Raw genomic sequence first — 14,830 nt, forward strand, 5'->3', positions numbered from 1 at the left:
TACGGCTCAAGTCCCTTTTTTTTCATACTTCCCAATCGTCCAGCGAATCCACTGTATAGGTTGGCATTTCTTGATACCCTTTAAGAAGTTCCTTCGTTGTTACCCCTGTGTGGACGAGGAGTGTGTCCATCCCTGCCCTCATGCCTGCAAGGATGTCGGTATCATAGTAATCCCCGACCATAAGAGTCTCCTCTTTCTTTGTACCAAGTACCTTTAAAGCCTGTTCCATGATCACTGATTCCGGCTTTCCAATAAAAATTGGATCTGTTTGTGTAGAAACAGCAATTACGGAAGTCAGCGAACCGTTCCCCGGAAGCAAGCCTCGTTCAGTCGGAATGGCAATGTCCCCATTTGTCGAAATGAAGGTTGCCCCGTTCCTGACCGCAAGACAGCCTACAGCCAGCTTTTCATATGTAATGCCGCGGTCGATTCCGGAAACAACGAAATCAGCATCTTCTCCGGCAAATTTCAATCCCTTTTCCTGGATTGCCGTCTGGATTCCCTCTTCACCAATCACATATACCGTCGCATCATTTTTTTGCTCATAAATATAGTTGGCCGTTGCCTGGCTTGTCGTGAAAACTTGCTCCTCAGTCGTTGGGATATCAAAGCCACGGAGCTTTTCCGCCACCTGTGACGGTGTGCGTGATGAATTATTCGTTACAAATAAATACGGGATTTCAGCTTCAATCAGCCTTTTTATAAAATCAGAAGCGGCTTCGATGCGCTCTGAACCTCGATACATTGTTCCATCTAAATCAATTAAATAACCTTTATACTTTTTCATGGTGATCACTCCTAATTATATCGTTCCCATCTTGTTTAAAAACGAATACTCCTATTTTATAAAAGCCAGGCAGCAAGTGCAAAGGACAAAGCTCACTGTTCACCTTTCAAAGGACAATAAACATAAAAGAGACCGCAATATAACGGTCTCTTCTGTCATATTTACTTTTTAAAAGCGGAAACCGGTCCTAGTTCATTCGTAAGGTACTCTCTCACTTTTTCCGAAAAAAGCTTGAGATGAGGAAGCTCAGATTTGAAGTTTTCAATCAGGCTGGCATGGTCCACGGCAGTGTACTGCTGGACAAGCATCTTCCGAAAAAGGACGATTTTTTTCAATCCTGCGCTCATTTCCTTCGTAACCACTTTTTCATCATCCAAAATATCAATGATGTCTTCATAGCTTCCCGGGTCGCGCATGATGAAGCCATCAATCATCGCGTTTCCCACATCGAGAACAGCTTCAATCATCGTATGCGCTGAACGCTCGAGGGCTGATTTTTCCATTGGCGTTTCCCATGGCCCATTGCTTTCGAAAAAGTCGATTTGCCTGTCTAAAAACTGCAATGTTTCTTCAATTTGTTCCCTGTCGACAAAGTACATTCCATATCACCTCATAAGATGCTAGACGGTTTTCAGTAATCCGGGGCGGGCATAAAAATACCCCTGTGCCAGTTCTACTTTATTCCTAGAGAGAACAGATGCTTCGTGTTCATTTTCGATCCCTTCGGCAATGACGGTGGACCCTGCTTCCCTGGCAACAAGCAGCAGACCTTTCAGCATCGACTCCTTAACAGAGTTCTTATCAATATTCTCGATGACGGAACGGTCGATCTTAATGACATCTGGCATGATTTCACTGATCGTATTCAAGCTGGCATATCCTGCTCCAGTATCATCAACCGCTATTTTGATTCCCATTCCTCTTAAGACCTTTATATTATAAATAAAATTCTCGATTCCCTCAATCGAGTCCCTCTCGGTGATTTCCAACGTGATCTGATTCGGCTGGATGCTTTCAAATGATTGCATCAGATTTTTCAGGTCCCGGATGAATCTGGAATTCCCGAGGGTAATCGGCGTGAAATTAATGAAAATATCATCACGGCAGCCAGTCGACGTGATTTGCTCAAGCGTTTTTCTCAGCACAATCATTTCCAGGTCATACAGCATATTTGTCTGCCGGGCAACGGAAAATAGCTGCAATGGACTCTCAAGCTCCGTTCCCTCAGGCCCTCTGGTCAGCATCTCCCAGGCGCGGATTTCCTTTGTGGCGACGTCTATGATAGGCTGCGCTAAAAGCTTGATATTTTGCTCCGCAATAATTCTTCTCATTTCATAGACCATTTCATTGAATTCAGTTTGGATTCGTTTCTCGGCCATCGCAAAAGCTTGCTGGTGTGCCTTTAAGACAGCACCATGAATGGAACCAACCGATTTATCGATAAAAATAAATCCGGTATCAAAGGCAGGCTGGACAGTAGGGTGCTCAAGGAAAATCCTGCTTTCCGCTTCTCTGAGGATTTTCTTCATTTTCGCATCGATTTCGGAGATACAGTACCTGTTATGGTCAATCCGCATGAACAGGCTCAGGCTGTCGCTAAAGTAATCATGCAGGACAATCATGTCCTCTTTATCGATTTCCTTTTCGATCACCGCTTTGAAATGCCGTTTCAAAGACTGATGAAACTTCCAGTTCTCCTCACCAAGCTGTGAAGCAAGGTCCTGATGATTCTTGATCGTGTATGCGATAACAGCAACTTCAAATCCATTATTAAAAGCCTTCTTCACCCCAGATACGACAGGATCCCTCAAAATGAACTGCGGAGGGTAATAACAAATTGATGAATGAGGCAACATTATTTTCCCCCAACCAAGCAGGTTGTCTAATATGCTAGTAACACGGCGGGCCATAGGTTTCAATCCTCTCAGAAGATCGCTAGAACTTTTTCTTAATTGTACCATATTTAGCTAAATTAGACCTTTTTTACTAGAGAGTTATTTCGAAATATTTTTACTTCTTTTTTATAGTGCAAATGTGGGTAAAGGGTGGGGTGTATTGTTGTTTTATTTAAAGCTGATGTGAGTCCAGGATGATCTTGACAGGTTTTCCTGGTTTCCTTTCAAACCTGTCACGATTACGGCTTTTTCTTGACAGCTTTTACTGCTTTCCTTTCAAACCTGTCACGATTACGGCTTTTTCTTGACAGCTTTTACTGCTTTCCTTTCAAACCTGTCACGATTACGGCTTTTTCTTGACAGCTTTTCCTCTTTTCCTTTCAAACCTGTCACGATTACGGTTTTTTCTTGACAGCTTTTCCCCTTTTCACACCAAACCTGTCTTAAGTTGGGCTTTCTTTTGACAGCTTTTCCTCATAACCAGCCATAGCTGTCAGGATTTGAACTTGCCATGTAAAATGACAAAAAATCCTCTGAAAAATTCAGAAATCGGGATTTTTCTGGTAAGATTGTTGTTGAGTGAGATGCTGTCGATAATGGAGGAGAATCATTTGGAACGCGAATTGGCACTTGAAATTGTAAGGGTTACGGAGGCTGCTGCGCTGGCATCTGCACAGTGGATGGGCCGCGGCAAGAAAAATGAAGCGGATGATGCAGCCACAACGGCCATGCGCAGAATGTTCGATTCAGTCAATATGGATGGGATTGTCGTCATTGGTGAAGGGGAATTGGATGAGGCTCCAATGCTTTATATAGGTGAAAGGCTTGGCACTAGGATGGGCCCAAAAGTCGACATTGCGGTGGACCCGCTGGAAGGGACGAATATCGTCGCCAAGGGTCATAATAATGCAATGGCCGTAATAGCGGTCGCAGATAAAGGCACCCTTCTTCATGCACCAGACATGTACATGCAAAAAATCGCGGTCGGCAAAAGTGCAGCTGGCAAAATCAGTCTTGATGACCCAATTGAGAAGACGATCGAAATCGTAGCCGAAGCCAACAATAAACGAATCCAGGATTTAACGGTCATCATTCAGGAACGTGACCGCCATGATGACCTTATTGAACGTGTCAGGCAAAAAGGCGCCAGAGTGAAGCTGTTCGGCGATGGCGATGTAGGTGTTGTCGATTGCGACCGCCCTGCCCCATACAGGTGTCGACCTTTTTGTAGGAACAGGCGGTGCGCCTGAGGGAGTCATCTCGGCGGCAGCCATTAAAGCTCTTGGCGGCGATATGCAGGCAAGGCTAGTTCCGCAGACGATTGAGGAAGAAGAGCGCTGCATCGCAATGGGATTGAAGGATCCAAGACAATTGCTGATGCTTGATGACCTTGTTTCCGGAGACGATGCGATTTTTGCTGCGACAGGCGTTTCGAGCGGTGAATTGCTCGACGGAGTTCGCTTCCTTGGCGGAGATCTTGTTGAAACCCACTCCATTGTTATGCGTTCAAAAACCAAGACAGTCCGTTACATCACAGCACACCATCATCTTGAACATAAGCCGCATTTAGTGATGGTTTAGCAGGAATTACATATCTAGGAGGATCACGATGACTGAACAATTTTTTTTATACGATGAAACCGAAGAAACAAAAACGCGTTATGTAAGCTTTGTAGGCGAGAACCAGCGCTTTGATCTTGCCATTATGCAGACTGGCCGATATTATGGCAAAAGCATCGTGATGGATATCCAGGGAAGCCGATTTGCCATCCTCGGCCAGGATGATCTCGATGAAGAAGGGTATCTCGAATTTGCTTACAATCTTTCTGAAGAAGACGCAGAGGAACTTCGCTCTTTCCTGCGGCCAATTCTTTAACTTTGGAACGAACTGTTTGTTTGATTTGTCTTTAGTAAGAAATACTAAAAACATATCAAGCAAAAGAAGGTGAGTTCTATGAGCAAGGAAGACAGTGAAAAGTACTCTGATTTTTCGAATGTAGAAAAGCAGCGCAACTATGTAACGGCTGAAGACTATCCAGAAGGTCCATATGGTTCACCGTTCAGGAAAGATGAACCTGTAGAAGGCAAAAGCACGCCGTGGCGTGAAGGGCAGCGGTCCTACAGTAACTTCAACTATGAGTTCAAGTCCCTTCATCAGGGAACTCCACGGAAAGAAGCGGGCGCCCACCCAACCCATGATGACCCGAATGAAAGTGAACAGCCGCCGTATAGCGATTTATAAGAACGAACAGAAAGCGCAAGCGCCTCGTTAAGCCCCGACAAGCGCTGCCCGCCTATGACGCCACGTCCTGTGGCTGGCGGGTCTAGCATCATGTGCCTCGGAGGGCCTGACAGTGAAGTCGTTCTTTGACTTCATTGGCAGGACCGAAGCGACTCGAGGGGCTAGGCGCTGGAGCTGGATTAAGAAAACTTCAGAGAGTTATCCACAACTCAATAACTTTTATAAATTCCTTAACCACAAGAAATGCTCCAATCATGTTGATTGGAGCATTTTTTCATTCTTTCTTTATATATCCTGGGCTTGTTTCGCGACCTTCTTGACGACGAAATAGGCACAGCCAAAATTGCAATACTCATATAAGTACTCGCTGACGGTACTGATTTTCGTATCGAAAGTTGACTTCTGGTTTTGATCATCGAAAAAGCCTCTTAACCGAAGCTGTCCGTACCCCCAGTCCCCAACAATATAGTCGTATTTCGTCAATATCTCGCTGTATCTGGCGCGAAAGGCTTCCTCATTAAAGCCGTCCCTGCTTTCATCCACTATTTCATAGCATAGATTATTGATGCAAATCATCGGTAGGTCCACCTCTTTTTCCGTAACAATCTGTCTTTATCCTTAGCTTTTCTTAATTATAACTTATTCCCCATCAATTACTAAGCAAAAAAAATAATTTCAGAGCCATTCTAATGATTAGGGGGTGTTTTTAATTGAAAAAAGCATTAATGGCTCTTGGCATCTGGGGAACCGTGGCTATGACGGGTTGTGCAGGCGGTGACGATAACGCGTCACCAGCAGGCCGTGATGGCGGAGCTGGAATCTACCAGCAAAGCGGTAACACACTGAATGTAAACGATCAGCGTCCAGACTTATACAATGAAGGTGGACGCAAAGGAATGCAAAACAGAAGCGAGGACTTCGGGTATGTGCGCCATCAAAGAACAGGAGTGATGGGCGCCGATAATGGGCAAAACGCATACCAGGCAATCGACCGCGAGCAAATTGCGGACATGATCAGCAGATTTAGCTTGATGGCCCAAAATGTGGATGATGTATCTACACTCGTGACGGATGAAGAAGTGCTGATTGTATACGCAACAGATTCTCAAAATCGCAACGAGACAGCTGACCAGGTGAAGCGTATGGCAATGTCAGTCGTACCGCGCTGGTTCCATGTGTACGTATCAGATGATACCACTCTGCGCAATGAAGTCGAAAACTTTGCTTCACTTGATACCGATAACCGTGATGTCGATGAGTTAGTTGATGGAGTGGTTAAACAAATGCTTAAATCTCCTCAAGGCCGCGATATGAGCACTGGTGAAAATGCGAATGGCGAAGCCAAGGGTGAATTGAACGAAGAAACGGACAAAGACGATCTTTCTAGACAGATGCAACAAGGAAAATAATGAAAAGAGTTCAGCATGGATGCTGAACTCTTTTTTAGGTTTTCAAAAAACGAATATTAGTGTCTAGCTCCAGCGCTTGTAAGGGCTGACCAAGACGCTTGCGCTTTTCAATTACGCCTGCTGGGCTTCCTGCTCCGCAAGCTGCTGTCTGTGCTTTGCTGCAGAGTTGACCTGTTCGTCGGCATGGTAGGATGAACGGACAAGAGGACCAGCTTCACAATGGCTGAAGCCTTTCTTGAGCGCTAATTCCCTAAGCTCGGCAAACTCATCAGGATGATAGTATTTTTGAACCTCAAGATGCTTCTTGGAAGGCTGCAGGTATTGACCAAGCGTAAGAATGTCCACATTGTTGGCACGTAAATCGTCCATCGCTTCAATTAACTCTTCCTTGGTTTCACCCAGTCCAACCATGATGCTGGATTTCGTAGGAATATCTGGCTGCATTTCTTTTGCACGGCGCAAAAACTCCAGTGAACGCTCGTAAGTTGCGCGGGCACGGATTCTTGGCGTCAGGCTTCTAACAGTTTCGATGTTATGGTTCAGGATATCTGGACGTGCATCCATAAGTGTTTTCAGGTTCTCCTCAACTCCGCCCATATCTGAAGGCAATACTTCAATTGAGGTGAACGGATTTTTCTCGCGGATTGCTCTAACCGTCTCGGCAAAAACAGCTGCTCCCCCATCCTTCAGGTCATCACGGGCAACAGCCGTTACGACGACATGCTTCAGATTCATAAGTGTCACGGATTCCGCCACTCTTTCTGGCTCCTGCCAGTCAAGCTCAGTTGGAAGGCCCGTTTTTACAGCACAAAAACGGCATGCACGCGTACATACATCCCCGAGGATCATGAAGGTAGCCGTCCGTCTAACAGCCCAGCACTCGTGTATGTTTGGACATTTGGCTTCTTCACAAACAGTATGTAAATTTTTCTCGCGCATCATCTTTTTTAAGCCAGTATAGTTTTCATTCGTATTTAACTTTATTTTCAGCCAGTCAGGCTTTCTCTGTACCTCTTTTTTGCTCATTATTTTCACTCCATTCCTGCTGCATTACATCAAGAACACCATGTAAAAATACAGGCCGGTATACAGCTTCTGATGTCACTTTAACACAATGAAAAACTATCGACAAGTACGATAGCTTTGCGATTACCATTATTTGATATTTATGAAAAATCCCCATCATCGCAAACTATAACAAGAAAAGCGGATGCGCCTTGGTCAGCCCCCCATGCGCTGGAGGGCCGACGGTGAAGATGTTCTTTGACTTCATTGGGCGGACCGAAGCGTCTCGAGGGGCTAGGCGCTGGAGCTAGACAAAAAAAAGCGGATGCGCTGGCTTTTATCAAAATGAAGCGCTGGCGCTGGAAATTAACGGGATCCATATCCTGAAGGGAGGATTACGGTGAAATTCCTTAAAGCAGTTATCGTTCTTTTTTTACTTTCCCCGGTCCTGTTAAATGATAATGCATATGCAGCTGAGCAGGATCAAGAAGATGTTTACAAAAAAAGAATGGAACTCTATACAAAAGTTGAAGCGGTCAGCCAGATTCCCTGGTACTACATTGCTGCGGTGGACCAATATGAGCGGAATGTCCGCCAGGCAAGAAAAGATTTACCAAAGGCGGAAGGAATAGCCGGGATTTATTTTAAGCCGGAAGAATGGGCAGGACTCCTGAACCCTGATGTTGAAGATGACAATCCCGTTTCCATTCAATTTTTCAATGGAATTGGGTTTGATGGGAATGGTGATGGCAAAGCAAGTTTGAGGGATGACGAGGACGTACTCCAGGCTTTTGCCCAATACTTGCTTTCATATGGTACAGACCATGAAAACTTAAAAATTGGGCTGTGGAACTACTATAAGCGTGATAAAACTGTTGGTATCATTATTGGAAAAGCGATGATTTACAAGCATTTTGGACGTTTAGACCTTGATACTCATGCCTTTCCTATGCCACTAAGAAGCAATCACAGCTATAACAATACCTGGGGTGACGCCCGCGGCTGGGGTGGCAGAAGGATCCATGAAGGAACAGATATTTTTGCTGGCTATGGAGTGCCTGTACGTGCGACAGGGTATGGCATCGTGGAAATGAAAGGCTGGAACAAGTATGGCGGATGGCGTGTCGGAATCCGAGATATCAATAATACCTATCATTACTATGCCCACTTGAGCGGTTTCGCGAAAGACCTTAAAGTTGGGCAAATCGTCGAACCAGGCACAGTCATTGGCGGTGTCGGCAGCTCGGGGTATGGCCCTCCAGGAACTAGCGGAAAATTCCCTCCCCACCTGCATTATGGCATGTACAAGGACAATGGATATACTGAATGGTCCTTTGACCCATACCCACATCTTAAATCATGGGCAAGGCAGGAGAGGGCAAGGCTCAAGAAAAAGTAAGCATTCAAAAAGGCCAACCATTTCGGTTGGCCTTTCCATTTTATGAACGGGCTTTCTTGACAGCATACAAAACACTCGCTGCAAGTCCTCCCCAAATAATGACCATACCCACAACCATCATTGCTAATGCGCTAGCATCCATTATTTAGAAACCCCCTTGTCTTGTGGAACTTCATAAAGTGCTGCATCCCACTTCTTTGCTTTTGCAAAAATAAACCCGACTAAAATCGCACCGATTGCGACAAACCATCCGAAGTAGACGTTGAACATAACCGGATAACCGCCATAGCTAGTTTTAATATCTGTCATGATGTTCATGACCATCATGATACCCAGAACGATTGGAGTGATGTATTTCAAAGAAATGACCCACCAGCTGCCAAGGCGAATATCAGAGATGGCATCAGCATGGTTTTGCAAGTTGTTCAGTTCTTTTGCTACCCATACAATGAAGACTACTTCTACCAGACCAGCTAGAGCAACACCATAGTTATTGATGAAGGCATCCGCTGTATCAAGGAAATTCAAGCCGCCCTGTGTCGCGAACAGGATGGAGATCAAGGCAGACAAACCGCCGCCGATTGCAACAGCCTTTGTACGGGAAACATTGAATTTATCCTGTACACCGGCAACATAAGTTTCAACGATTGAAATCAATGAAGAAAGTCCTGCCAGTGTCAAGCTTACGAAGAACAGTACTCCGAATGCCGCACTGAACGCCGGCAATTCATTGATGATCTGCGGGAATACTGCGAATGCAAGGATTACACCTTTGCTTACTACTTGGTCAATTGGCTGACCTGACTGCATGGCCATGAAGCCCAATGCTGCGAATACTCCGATACCAGCAAGCAACTCAAAAGAAGAGTTAGCAAAAGCGGTAATGAATGCGTTGTTTGTAATATCAGATTTCTTAGGAAGATAACTTGAATATGTGATCATAATTGCAAATGCAATGGATAAACTGAAGAAAATCTGTCCATATGCCGCAACCCATACTTTACCATTAAAGATCTGGCTCCAGTCTGGCTTGAAGAATGCGTTGACGCCATCGATTGCTCCATCCAGAGTTAAAGCGCGAACGACAATCACAAAGAATAAAATAACAAGTGCAGGAATAAAAACCTTGTTCGCAACTTCAATACCTTTCTTTACTCCCTTGAACAAAATACCAAGAGTGATGACCCAGACAATGACCAATGGAAGGAATACACCAGGTACGATACTTCCAACCTGGCCAGCGTCAACTACTTTTAAATAGTCACCGACAAGGAAAGTCAGCGGGTCGTCTCCCCATTGCTTGCTTAGCGAGAAATAAGCGTAAGACATAGCCCATGCGATAATTACTGCATAATAAGTCGAGATGACAAAAGAAACGGCAAGCTGCCACCAGCCAATCCACTCGGCACCTTTACGCATCCTGAAGTAGCTTAATGGTGCAGAACCACGGTATTTATGGCCAATCGTGAATTCCAATATCAAAATTGGAATACCAGCTGTCAGAAGTGCAAACAAGTATGGGAAGAAGAATGCTCCCCCGCCATTTTCATAAGCTACTCCCGGGAAACGCCAAATATTTCCCAACCCTACTGCCGACCCTACTGCGGCAAGAATAAATCCTGCTCTCGATCCCCACTGTGGACGATTTTCCATTTTTAATCCCCCTTACCTTCTAATCACCTGGAAAATGTTGATAATTAGAAAGTTTTATATTTTCAGATTATTTAGTCTAGGAATAGTATAGCTAGTTTTTAATTGCTTGTCAAAATATTATTTGAGTCATAATAAAATTTTTTTCAAAATAATTTCCCAACTATACCAAAACACCCTATTAATTAGGATTCTATTCCCCCTTTCTTAAAAATATGAAAAAGGCTGTCTGAGAGTCAGACAGCCATAACATTATTCTGCTAGATTTTCTTTTAGCACTTCTTCCTGGGTTGTCCTGCTTCCGAAAATGAAAGCAAAAGCAATAAGCAAAATTGCCACAGCTGCAAGTGCACCCACCGTGCTTCCAGTGAAACCAATGATCAGGAATCCGACAGATGAAATCGCCGCAGAAATCAAAGCGTACGGAAGCTGGGTCATGACATGGTCTAAGTGATGTGAGCCAGCCCCAGTGGATGACAGGATCGTCGTATCGGAGATTGGTGAACAGTGGTCACCAAAAACCGCACCCGCCAATACAGCCGCCAACGCTGGCAGCATCATGGTGATATCAGCTGCAGCTGCGATATCCCCTGCAATTGGCAGCAGGATGCCGAATGATCCCCATGAAGTTCCTGTTGAGAAAGCCATGATTCCAGCTACTAGGAATAGCAGGAACGGCAGAAATGAGATATTGATATTCGAGCTTTCAACAATACCAGCAAGATATTTGCCAGTTTCAAGTCTTCCAATCAAATCAACAATGACCCATGCGAAGATCAGAATATAAATAGCCGGAAGCATGGATTTAATGCCCTCAACCATTCCTTTTCCAAATACACTGGCATTGACGCCTTTTAAGACAACTGCCTGTCTCACAAAGAGAATCAACGCGACAGCAAGGCCAAGCAATCCGCCAGTTACGAGAGACTTAGTAACATCTGTATTTTCAAAAATACCGAAAATGGTTACTTCACCTTCAACAGCGCTTGCGCCAGTCCAAAGCATCATGCCAACTGTTCCAGCAACAAGGGCAACAATCGGCCATACAAGGTCTCCAACTGTCCCTTTTGTGCTTGTAGGCAGGTCATCCTTCAGTTCGCCAGGTACAGGCTTGTCCTGAGGAACGACAATTCCTTCCATGATTGCACGCTCTTCATGCTTTTTCATAGGTCCAATTTCGATGTTTCGAAGAGCTACGATAAAGACCATTGCTAATGCTGCAAGTGCGTAGAAGTTCATTGGCACAATTTGCATGAATCCTGAGAACGCACTATATTCATTAACACCGTGGGCAGCAAGGATTGTACCGATCAAAGCAATGATGTATGCACCCCAGCTGGAAATCGGTGAGATGACACACATAGGCGCTGAGGTTGAATCGATGATATAAGCAAGCTTGGCACGTGAAACTTTCTGTCGGTCTGTGATCGGACGTGTAATTTGGCCGACTGCCAGAGCATTGAAATAATCATCAATGAAAATTATTACTCCCAAAAATGCGCCGACAAGCTGTGCTCCGACTCTTGTTTTCACACGCTTCATCGCCCATTCGCCGAACGCACGGCTACCGCCTGAAATGGAAATGAACGCAGTGATTGTACCCAATAATAATAAGAAAAGGATGATGTACAGGCTATATGTGTTCAATTCCCCATCAGCGACAACGATTCCTTTAGCCGCGTCCCACATAATAGCAAATGTTTCTGCGATATTAAAGTCAGCCAGCAAAAAAGCAGCTGCGACGATGCCGGTCCCCAAGGACAACAGCACTCGCCTTGTGATTACTACCATTAAGATTGCCACTAATGGCGGCAGCAATGAAAAAATTGTGTTTTCCATTCTTTCTTTCTCCTCCTTGTTTTTGACAGGGGGAAACTTTTACATGAAAAGAGTTTAGTTACTTTCTTTTAAAAAAATACAAAAAAGGGCAACGATAGAGAACATTCTATCGCTGCCCTTAATAAGCAACTAGTGTCTCCATCACGATCTGTAGCTCCCCATTATGGATTTATCTCCATAATGACAGTGATACTCTTGTTCAAAGTATCCCCAGCAATAAAAAATGTGACTCACTTATTATTGCTTCGGCAAAATTCCCTTTGAGCTGTGATCAACGTTGTCATCCTCACACAGCTTACTCATGAACCCTGCGCCTCTACCCCATCGGAATGATGTGGTTTATTATTCAATTGATTTTATAATATAACAATATCGTTAATTTGACAACTGTTTTTATTCTCCAGGAAGCTGGATGGCTGGTGATGTATCTCCGCCGCCATTGTAGAACTGGGGAACTTTTCCTGGGTAGTAGAAGCTGCCAATTGGAATATTTTCCTGCACAGTCGCAATTTCGGTCGCGAAAGGAATGATGATCTGTACGTTTACTTTGACTCTGACCGAAACATTGATCAGTGTATTGTTGATTCCATGTTCTTCTGTCTCCCACACGACATCGGCTGTCACATCGCCAATCGCATTGAATTTCACTGGAACTCTCGGCCCCATATTGCCTAGTAGTGCATTATTGGTGGCCTGGCCCAAAGGAACATAATAGATGATCCCAGCTTCCCTGTCTTCTTCGTCGGTAACAAGCTCGACATCAGATAGCATCTCAAGCGAGGTGAGATTCCCTCTTTCCGCTTCCTTCAGGTTCATTTGCACAATATTAGTCGTTTCTGCTTTTACCCTGTTGATGATTTCAGTATTGAATTTCACTACAGTGGTCGTTCCGCCATCGACAGGGACGAATTCTATGACCTTATCAATATCCATCCCGCTGGCGATTTTTTTATTGATGGCCTTGTTGATCACCAAGGTGGCAATCTTCCTTGTCTGGGATTCTGCGTACTTCATCAATGTGGGCTCGAGCCCTTTATCTATAATCCACAATCCTCCTGCTGTTGAAAAGGAAAAAAAGACGAATGTCAGCAGGAATACATACCTGAAAGGCAAGGGCCCTTTCCGAGGCAGCCGCCGGCCGAATTTTGCCAAAACAAATCCCCCCTCTAAAGCTATATGTATGCTTCAAAGGGGGGAACTAGCCTAAAAACTTGTTCTAATACTGCTTGGACTATCCAATCAGCAAACTTAAATCAATGATTATTAGCGTAATCATATTTAATGATCGTATCGCAGCTGACAATCATTAAAGATAGATGTGATTGTAAATCAAGATTATACGGCGTGATTTTTCGGCCGCTTTCCTCCAAAATGCGGACAACAGGCCGCTCACTCAAGCCGGGATTCTGTTCGGCCACAACTCCCTTGCGTCCATCACTCAGGATGACTGTCAAACCGACCGGATAGATCGCCACAGCCCTTCGGAAGGCGTCGACCACTTTCGGATCAAACAGGCTGCCTGAGCCTGAATAAAGTATTTCAAGTCCTTCATGCGGCAGCATGGCAGGTCTGTAAACACGATTGGACGTAACCGCATCAAACACATCTGCCACACCAAGTATTTTACCGAATAAGTGGATTTCATCCTCTTTCAATCCACGGGGATACCCGGCACCATTCAATCGTTCATGATGCTGGTATGCACAATGGGCGACAATCAGCGAAACAGTCGGGATATTCCTTAGAAGCTCAAAGCCATCCTCTGCATGGGCCTTAATAATCTGGAACTCTTCCGCAGTCAGCTTGCCTGGCTTCGATAAAATGTCCTCAGGCACTTTCATTTTCCCAACATCATGCAAAATTGCTCCCAGCCCAAGCTGTTCCAATTCCTTTGGGGGCAGTTTCATTTCTATTCCAATCGCAAGAGCGTAGAGTGTTACATTCAGGGAATGCGAAAAGATATAATGGTCATGAATGAATACATCAGAAAGCAGGTTTAAAAGCTCCTTGCTGTTGTTCAGTTCATCAAGCAAAGCAACAACCAGCTTCTTGAATTTCCTCGCCGATTTTTCGAGTACGAAGGTTTGCGATATCTTTGAATCCAGCTGAATCTGCTTGAACGTTTCACCTATCGTCATGACCGCATTGATCCGCAGGTCATCTGATATCGAATTTTTCACGATAATATCTTCAGTATCAGGATCCTTTATATAAATATAATCAATCCCAAACTCTTCAAGCCGATTCAGAATCTTCCGCTCGAGCCGCGCACCCACATTAAGCAGGATTTGGCCCTTGTCATTATAGATGGCTTTCCCGAGTAAAGCCCCTTCCTCTACCGATGTGGTGGCTACGAGTCTCATGTCTATTCCCACTTTATCTGTTAGTTGGTGTTGGCTAATTCCGCCGATAACTTTCGAAAAAAAAGAAAATTTTACATAAAACGACAATATTTCCTTATATTCTATCACAATAATTATTTGAATGGTGATACCTTTTGTTTTTCGAATTGGGAAAAAAGCAGTTCAGTTAATATATCGGATAGGGATATTCATTCTTAACAAATGCCACAATATATTCATATAAATACGCAAAAAGACAGCC

15 protein-coding genes, 1 pseudogene and 1 riboswitch are annotated in these 14,830 nt (G+C 44.4%); of the genes and pseudogenes, 5 read left to right on the plus strand and 11 right to left on the minus strand.

Annotated features, from left to right (window positions below; all coding sequences use genetic code 11):
- Positions 1-22: 22 nt before the first annotated feature.
- The 3 genes from J7E35_RS00215 to J7E35_RS00225 form a co-directional block, all read right to left on the minus strand.
- On the minus strand, positions 23-787 hold the full coding sequence (locus J7E35_RS00215; RefSeq protein WP_214776213.1) for a TIGR01457 family HAD-type hydrolase: 765 nt from the start codon (positions 785-787) through the stop codon (positions 23-25).
- Between the two features lie 161 nt (positions 788-948).
- The gene (locus J7E35_RS00220; RefSeq protein ID WP_214776214.1) at positions 949-1,386 is read right to left on the minus strand and encodes a DUF86 domain-containing protein; all 438 of its coding nucleotides are present in this window, start codon (positions 1,384-1,386) and stop codon (positions 949-951) included.
- A gap of 21 nt (positions 1,387-1,407) precedes the next feature.
- Positions 1,408-2,643, minus strand: a complete 1,236-nt coding sequence (locus tag J7E35_RS00225; RefSeq protein ID WP_251009769.1) for an EAL domain-containing protein — start codon at positions 2,641-2,643, stop codon at positions 1,408-1,410.
- 650 nt (positions 2,644-3,293) lie between these two features.
- Here J7E35_RS00225 and glpX point away from each other — a divergent pair.
- The 3 genes and pseudogenes from glpX to J7E35_RS00240 all read left to right on the plus strand — a co-directional run bounded on the left by glpX (position 3,294) and on the right by J7E35_RS00240 (position 4,924).
- A pseudogene (glpX, locus tag J7E35_RS00230) lies at positions 3,294-4,263 on the plus strand (class II fructose-bisphosphatase).
- A 28-nt stretch (positions 4,264-4,291) separates the two neighbouring features.
- On the plus strand, positions 4,292-4,558 hold the full coding sequence (locus J7E35_RS00235; protein WP_214776216.1) for a DUF3055 domain-containing protein: 267 nt from the start codon (positions 4,292-4,294) through the stop codon (positions 4,556-4,558).
- A gap of 78 nt (positions 4,559-4,636) precedes the next feature.
- Positions 4,637-4,924 (plus strand): cytosolic protein, encoded by a 288-nt coding sequence (locus J7E35_RS00240; RefSeq protein WP_214738950.1) that lies wholly within the window; start codon positions 4,637-4,639, stop codon positions 4,922-4,924.
- 285 nt (positions 4,925-5,209) lie between these two features.
- On the opposite strand, the gene J7E35_RS00245 is transcribed toward J7E35_RS00240, so the two are convergent.
- Complete coding sequence (locus tag J7E35_RS00245) at positions 5,210-5,500, minus strand: YutD family protein (RefSeq protein WP_214776217.1); 291 nt, start codon at positions 5,498-5,500, stop codon at positions 5,210-5,212.
- Between the two features lie 134 nt (positions 5,501-5,634).
- Here J7E35_RS00245 and J7E35_RS00250 point away from each other — a divergent pair, with 134 nt between their 5' ends.
- Positions 5,635-6,333, plus strand: a complete 699-nt coding sequence (locus tag J7E35_RS00250; RefSeq protein WP_214776218.1) for a YhcN/YlaJ family sporulation lipoprotein — start codon at positions 5,635-5,637, stop codon at positions 6,331-6,333.
- 111 nt (positions 6,334-6,444) lie between these two features.
- Here the strand turns inward: J7E35_RS00250 and lipA are convergent, their stop codons facing one another.
- Positions 6,445-7,359, minus strand: a complete 915-nt coding sequence (lipA, locus tag J7E35_RS00255) for a lipoyl synthase (RefSeq protein WP_214776219.1) — start codon at positions 7,357-7,359, stop codon at positions 6,445-6,447.
- Positions 7,328-7,489, minus strand: a complete 162-nt coding sequence (locus J7E35_RS00260) for a hypothetical protein (protein WP_214776220.1) — start codon at positions 7,487-7,489, stop codon at positions 7,328-7,330. Before J7E35_RS00260 ends, lipA begins: the two co-directional genes overlap by 32 nt.
- A 249-nt stretch (positions 7,490-7,738) precedes the next feature.
- Between J7E35_RS00260 and J7E35_RS00265 the strand changes: the two genes are divergently transcribed.
- Entirely contained in the window at positions 7,739-8,737 is a 999-nt protein-coding gene (locus J7E35_RS00265) for a M23 family metallopeptidase (protein ID WP_353050318.1), read from the plus strand.
- A gap of 40 nt (positions 8,738-8,777) precedes the next feature.
- On the opposite strand, the gene J7E35_RS00270 is transcribed toward J7E35_RS00265, so the two are convergent.
- The 5 genes from J7E35_RS00270 to J7E35_RS00290 form a co-directional block, all read right to left on the minus strand.
- Positions 8,778-8,879, minus strand: coding sequence for a methionine/alanine import family NSS transporter small subunit (locus J7E35_RS00270; protein WP_192470140.1), 102 nt, complete (start codon positions 8,877-8,879; stop codon positions 8,778-8,780).
- Positions 8,879-10,390, minus strand: coding sequence for a sodium-dependent transporter (locus J7E35_RS00275; RefSeq protein ID WP_214776221.1), 1,512 nt, complete (start codon positions 10,388-10,390; stop codon positions 8,879-8,881). Before J7E35_RS00275 ends, J7E35_RS00270 begins: the two co-directional genes overlap by 1 nt.
- 249 nt (positions 10,391-10,639) lie before the next feature.
- Positions 10,640-12,226, minus strand: a complete 1,587-nt coding sequence (locus tag J7E35_RS00280) for a Na+/H+ antiporter NhaC family protein (protein WP_214776222.1) — start codon at positions 12,224-12,226, stop codon at positions 10,640-10,642.
- A 143-nt stretch (positions 12,227-12,369) separates the two neighbouring features.
- Positions 12,370-12,553: riboswitch (Lysine riboswitch) on the minus strand.
- A gap of 66 nt (positions 12,554-12,619) precedes the next feature.
- Positions 12,620-13,378: a sporulation protein YunB gene (yunB, locus tag J7E35_RS00285; protein ID WP_214776223.1), complete on the minus strand. Its 759-nt coding sequence runs from the start codon at positions 13,376-13,378 to the stop codon at positions 12,620-12,622.
- A 101-nt stretch (positions 13,379-13,479) separates the two neighbouring features.
- On the minus strand, positions 13,480-14,589 hold the full coding sequence (locus J7E35_RS00290; RefSeq protein ID WP_214776224.1) for an HD-GYP domain-containing protein: 1,110 nt from the start codon (positions 14,587-14,589) through the stop codon (positions 13,480-13,482).
- Positions 14,590-14,830 lie beyond the last annotated feature (241 nt).

This window comes from Bacillus sp. ISL-45, from assembly GCF_018613195.1.
In the GTDB taxonomy this organism is placed as follows: Bacteria; Bacillota; Bacilli; order Bacillales; family Cytobacillaceae; genus Mesobacillus.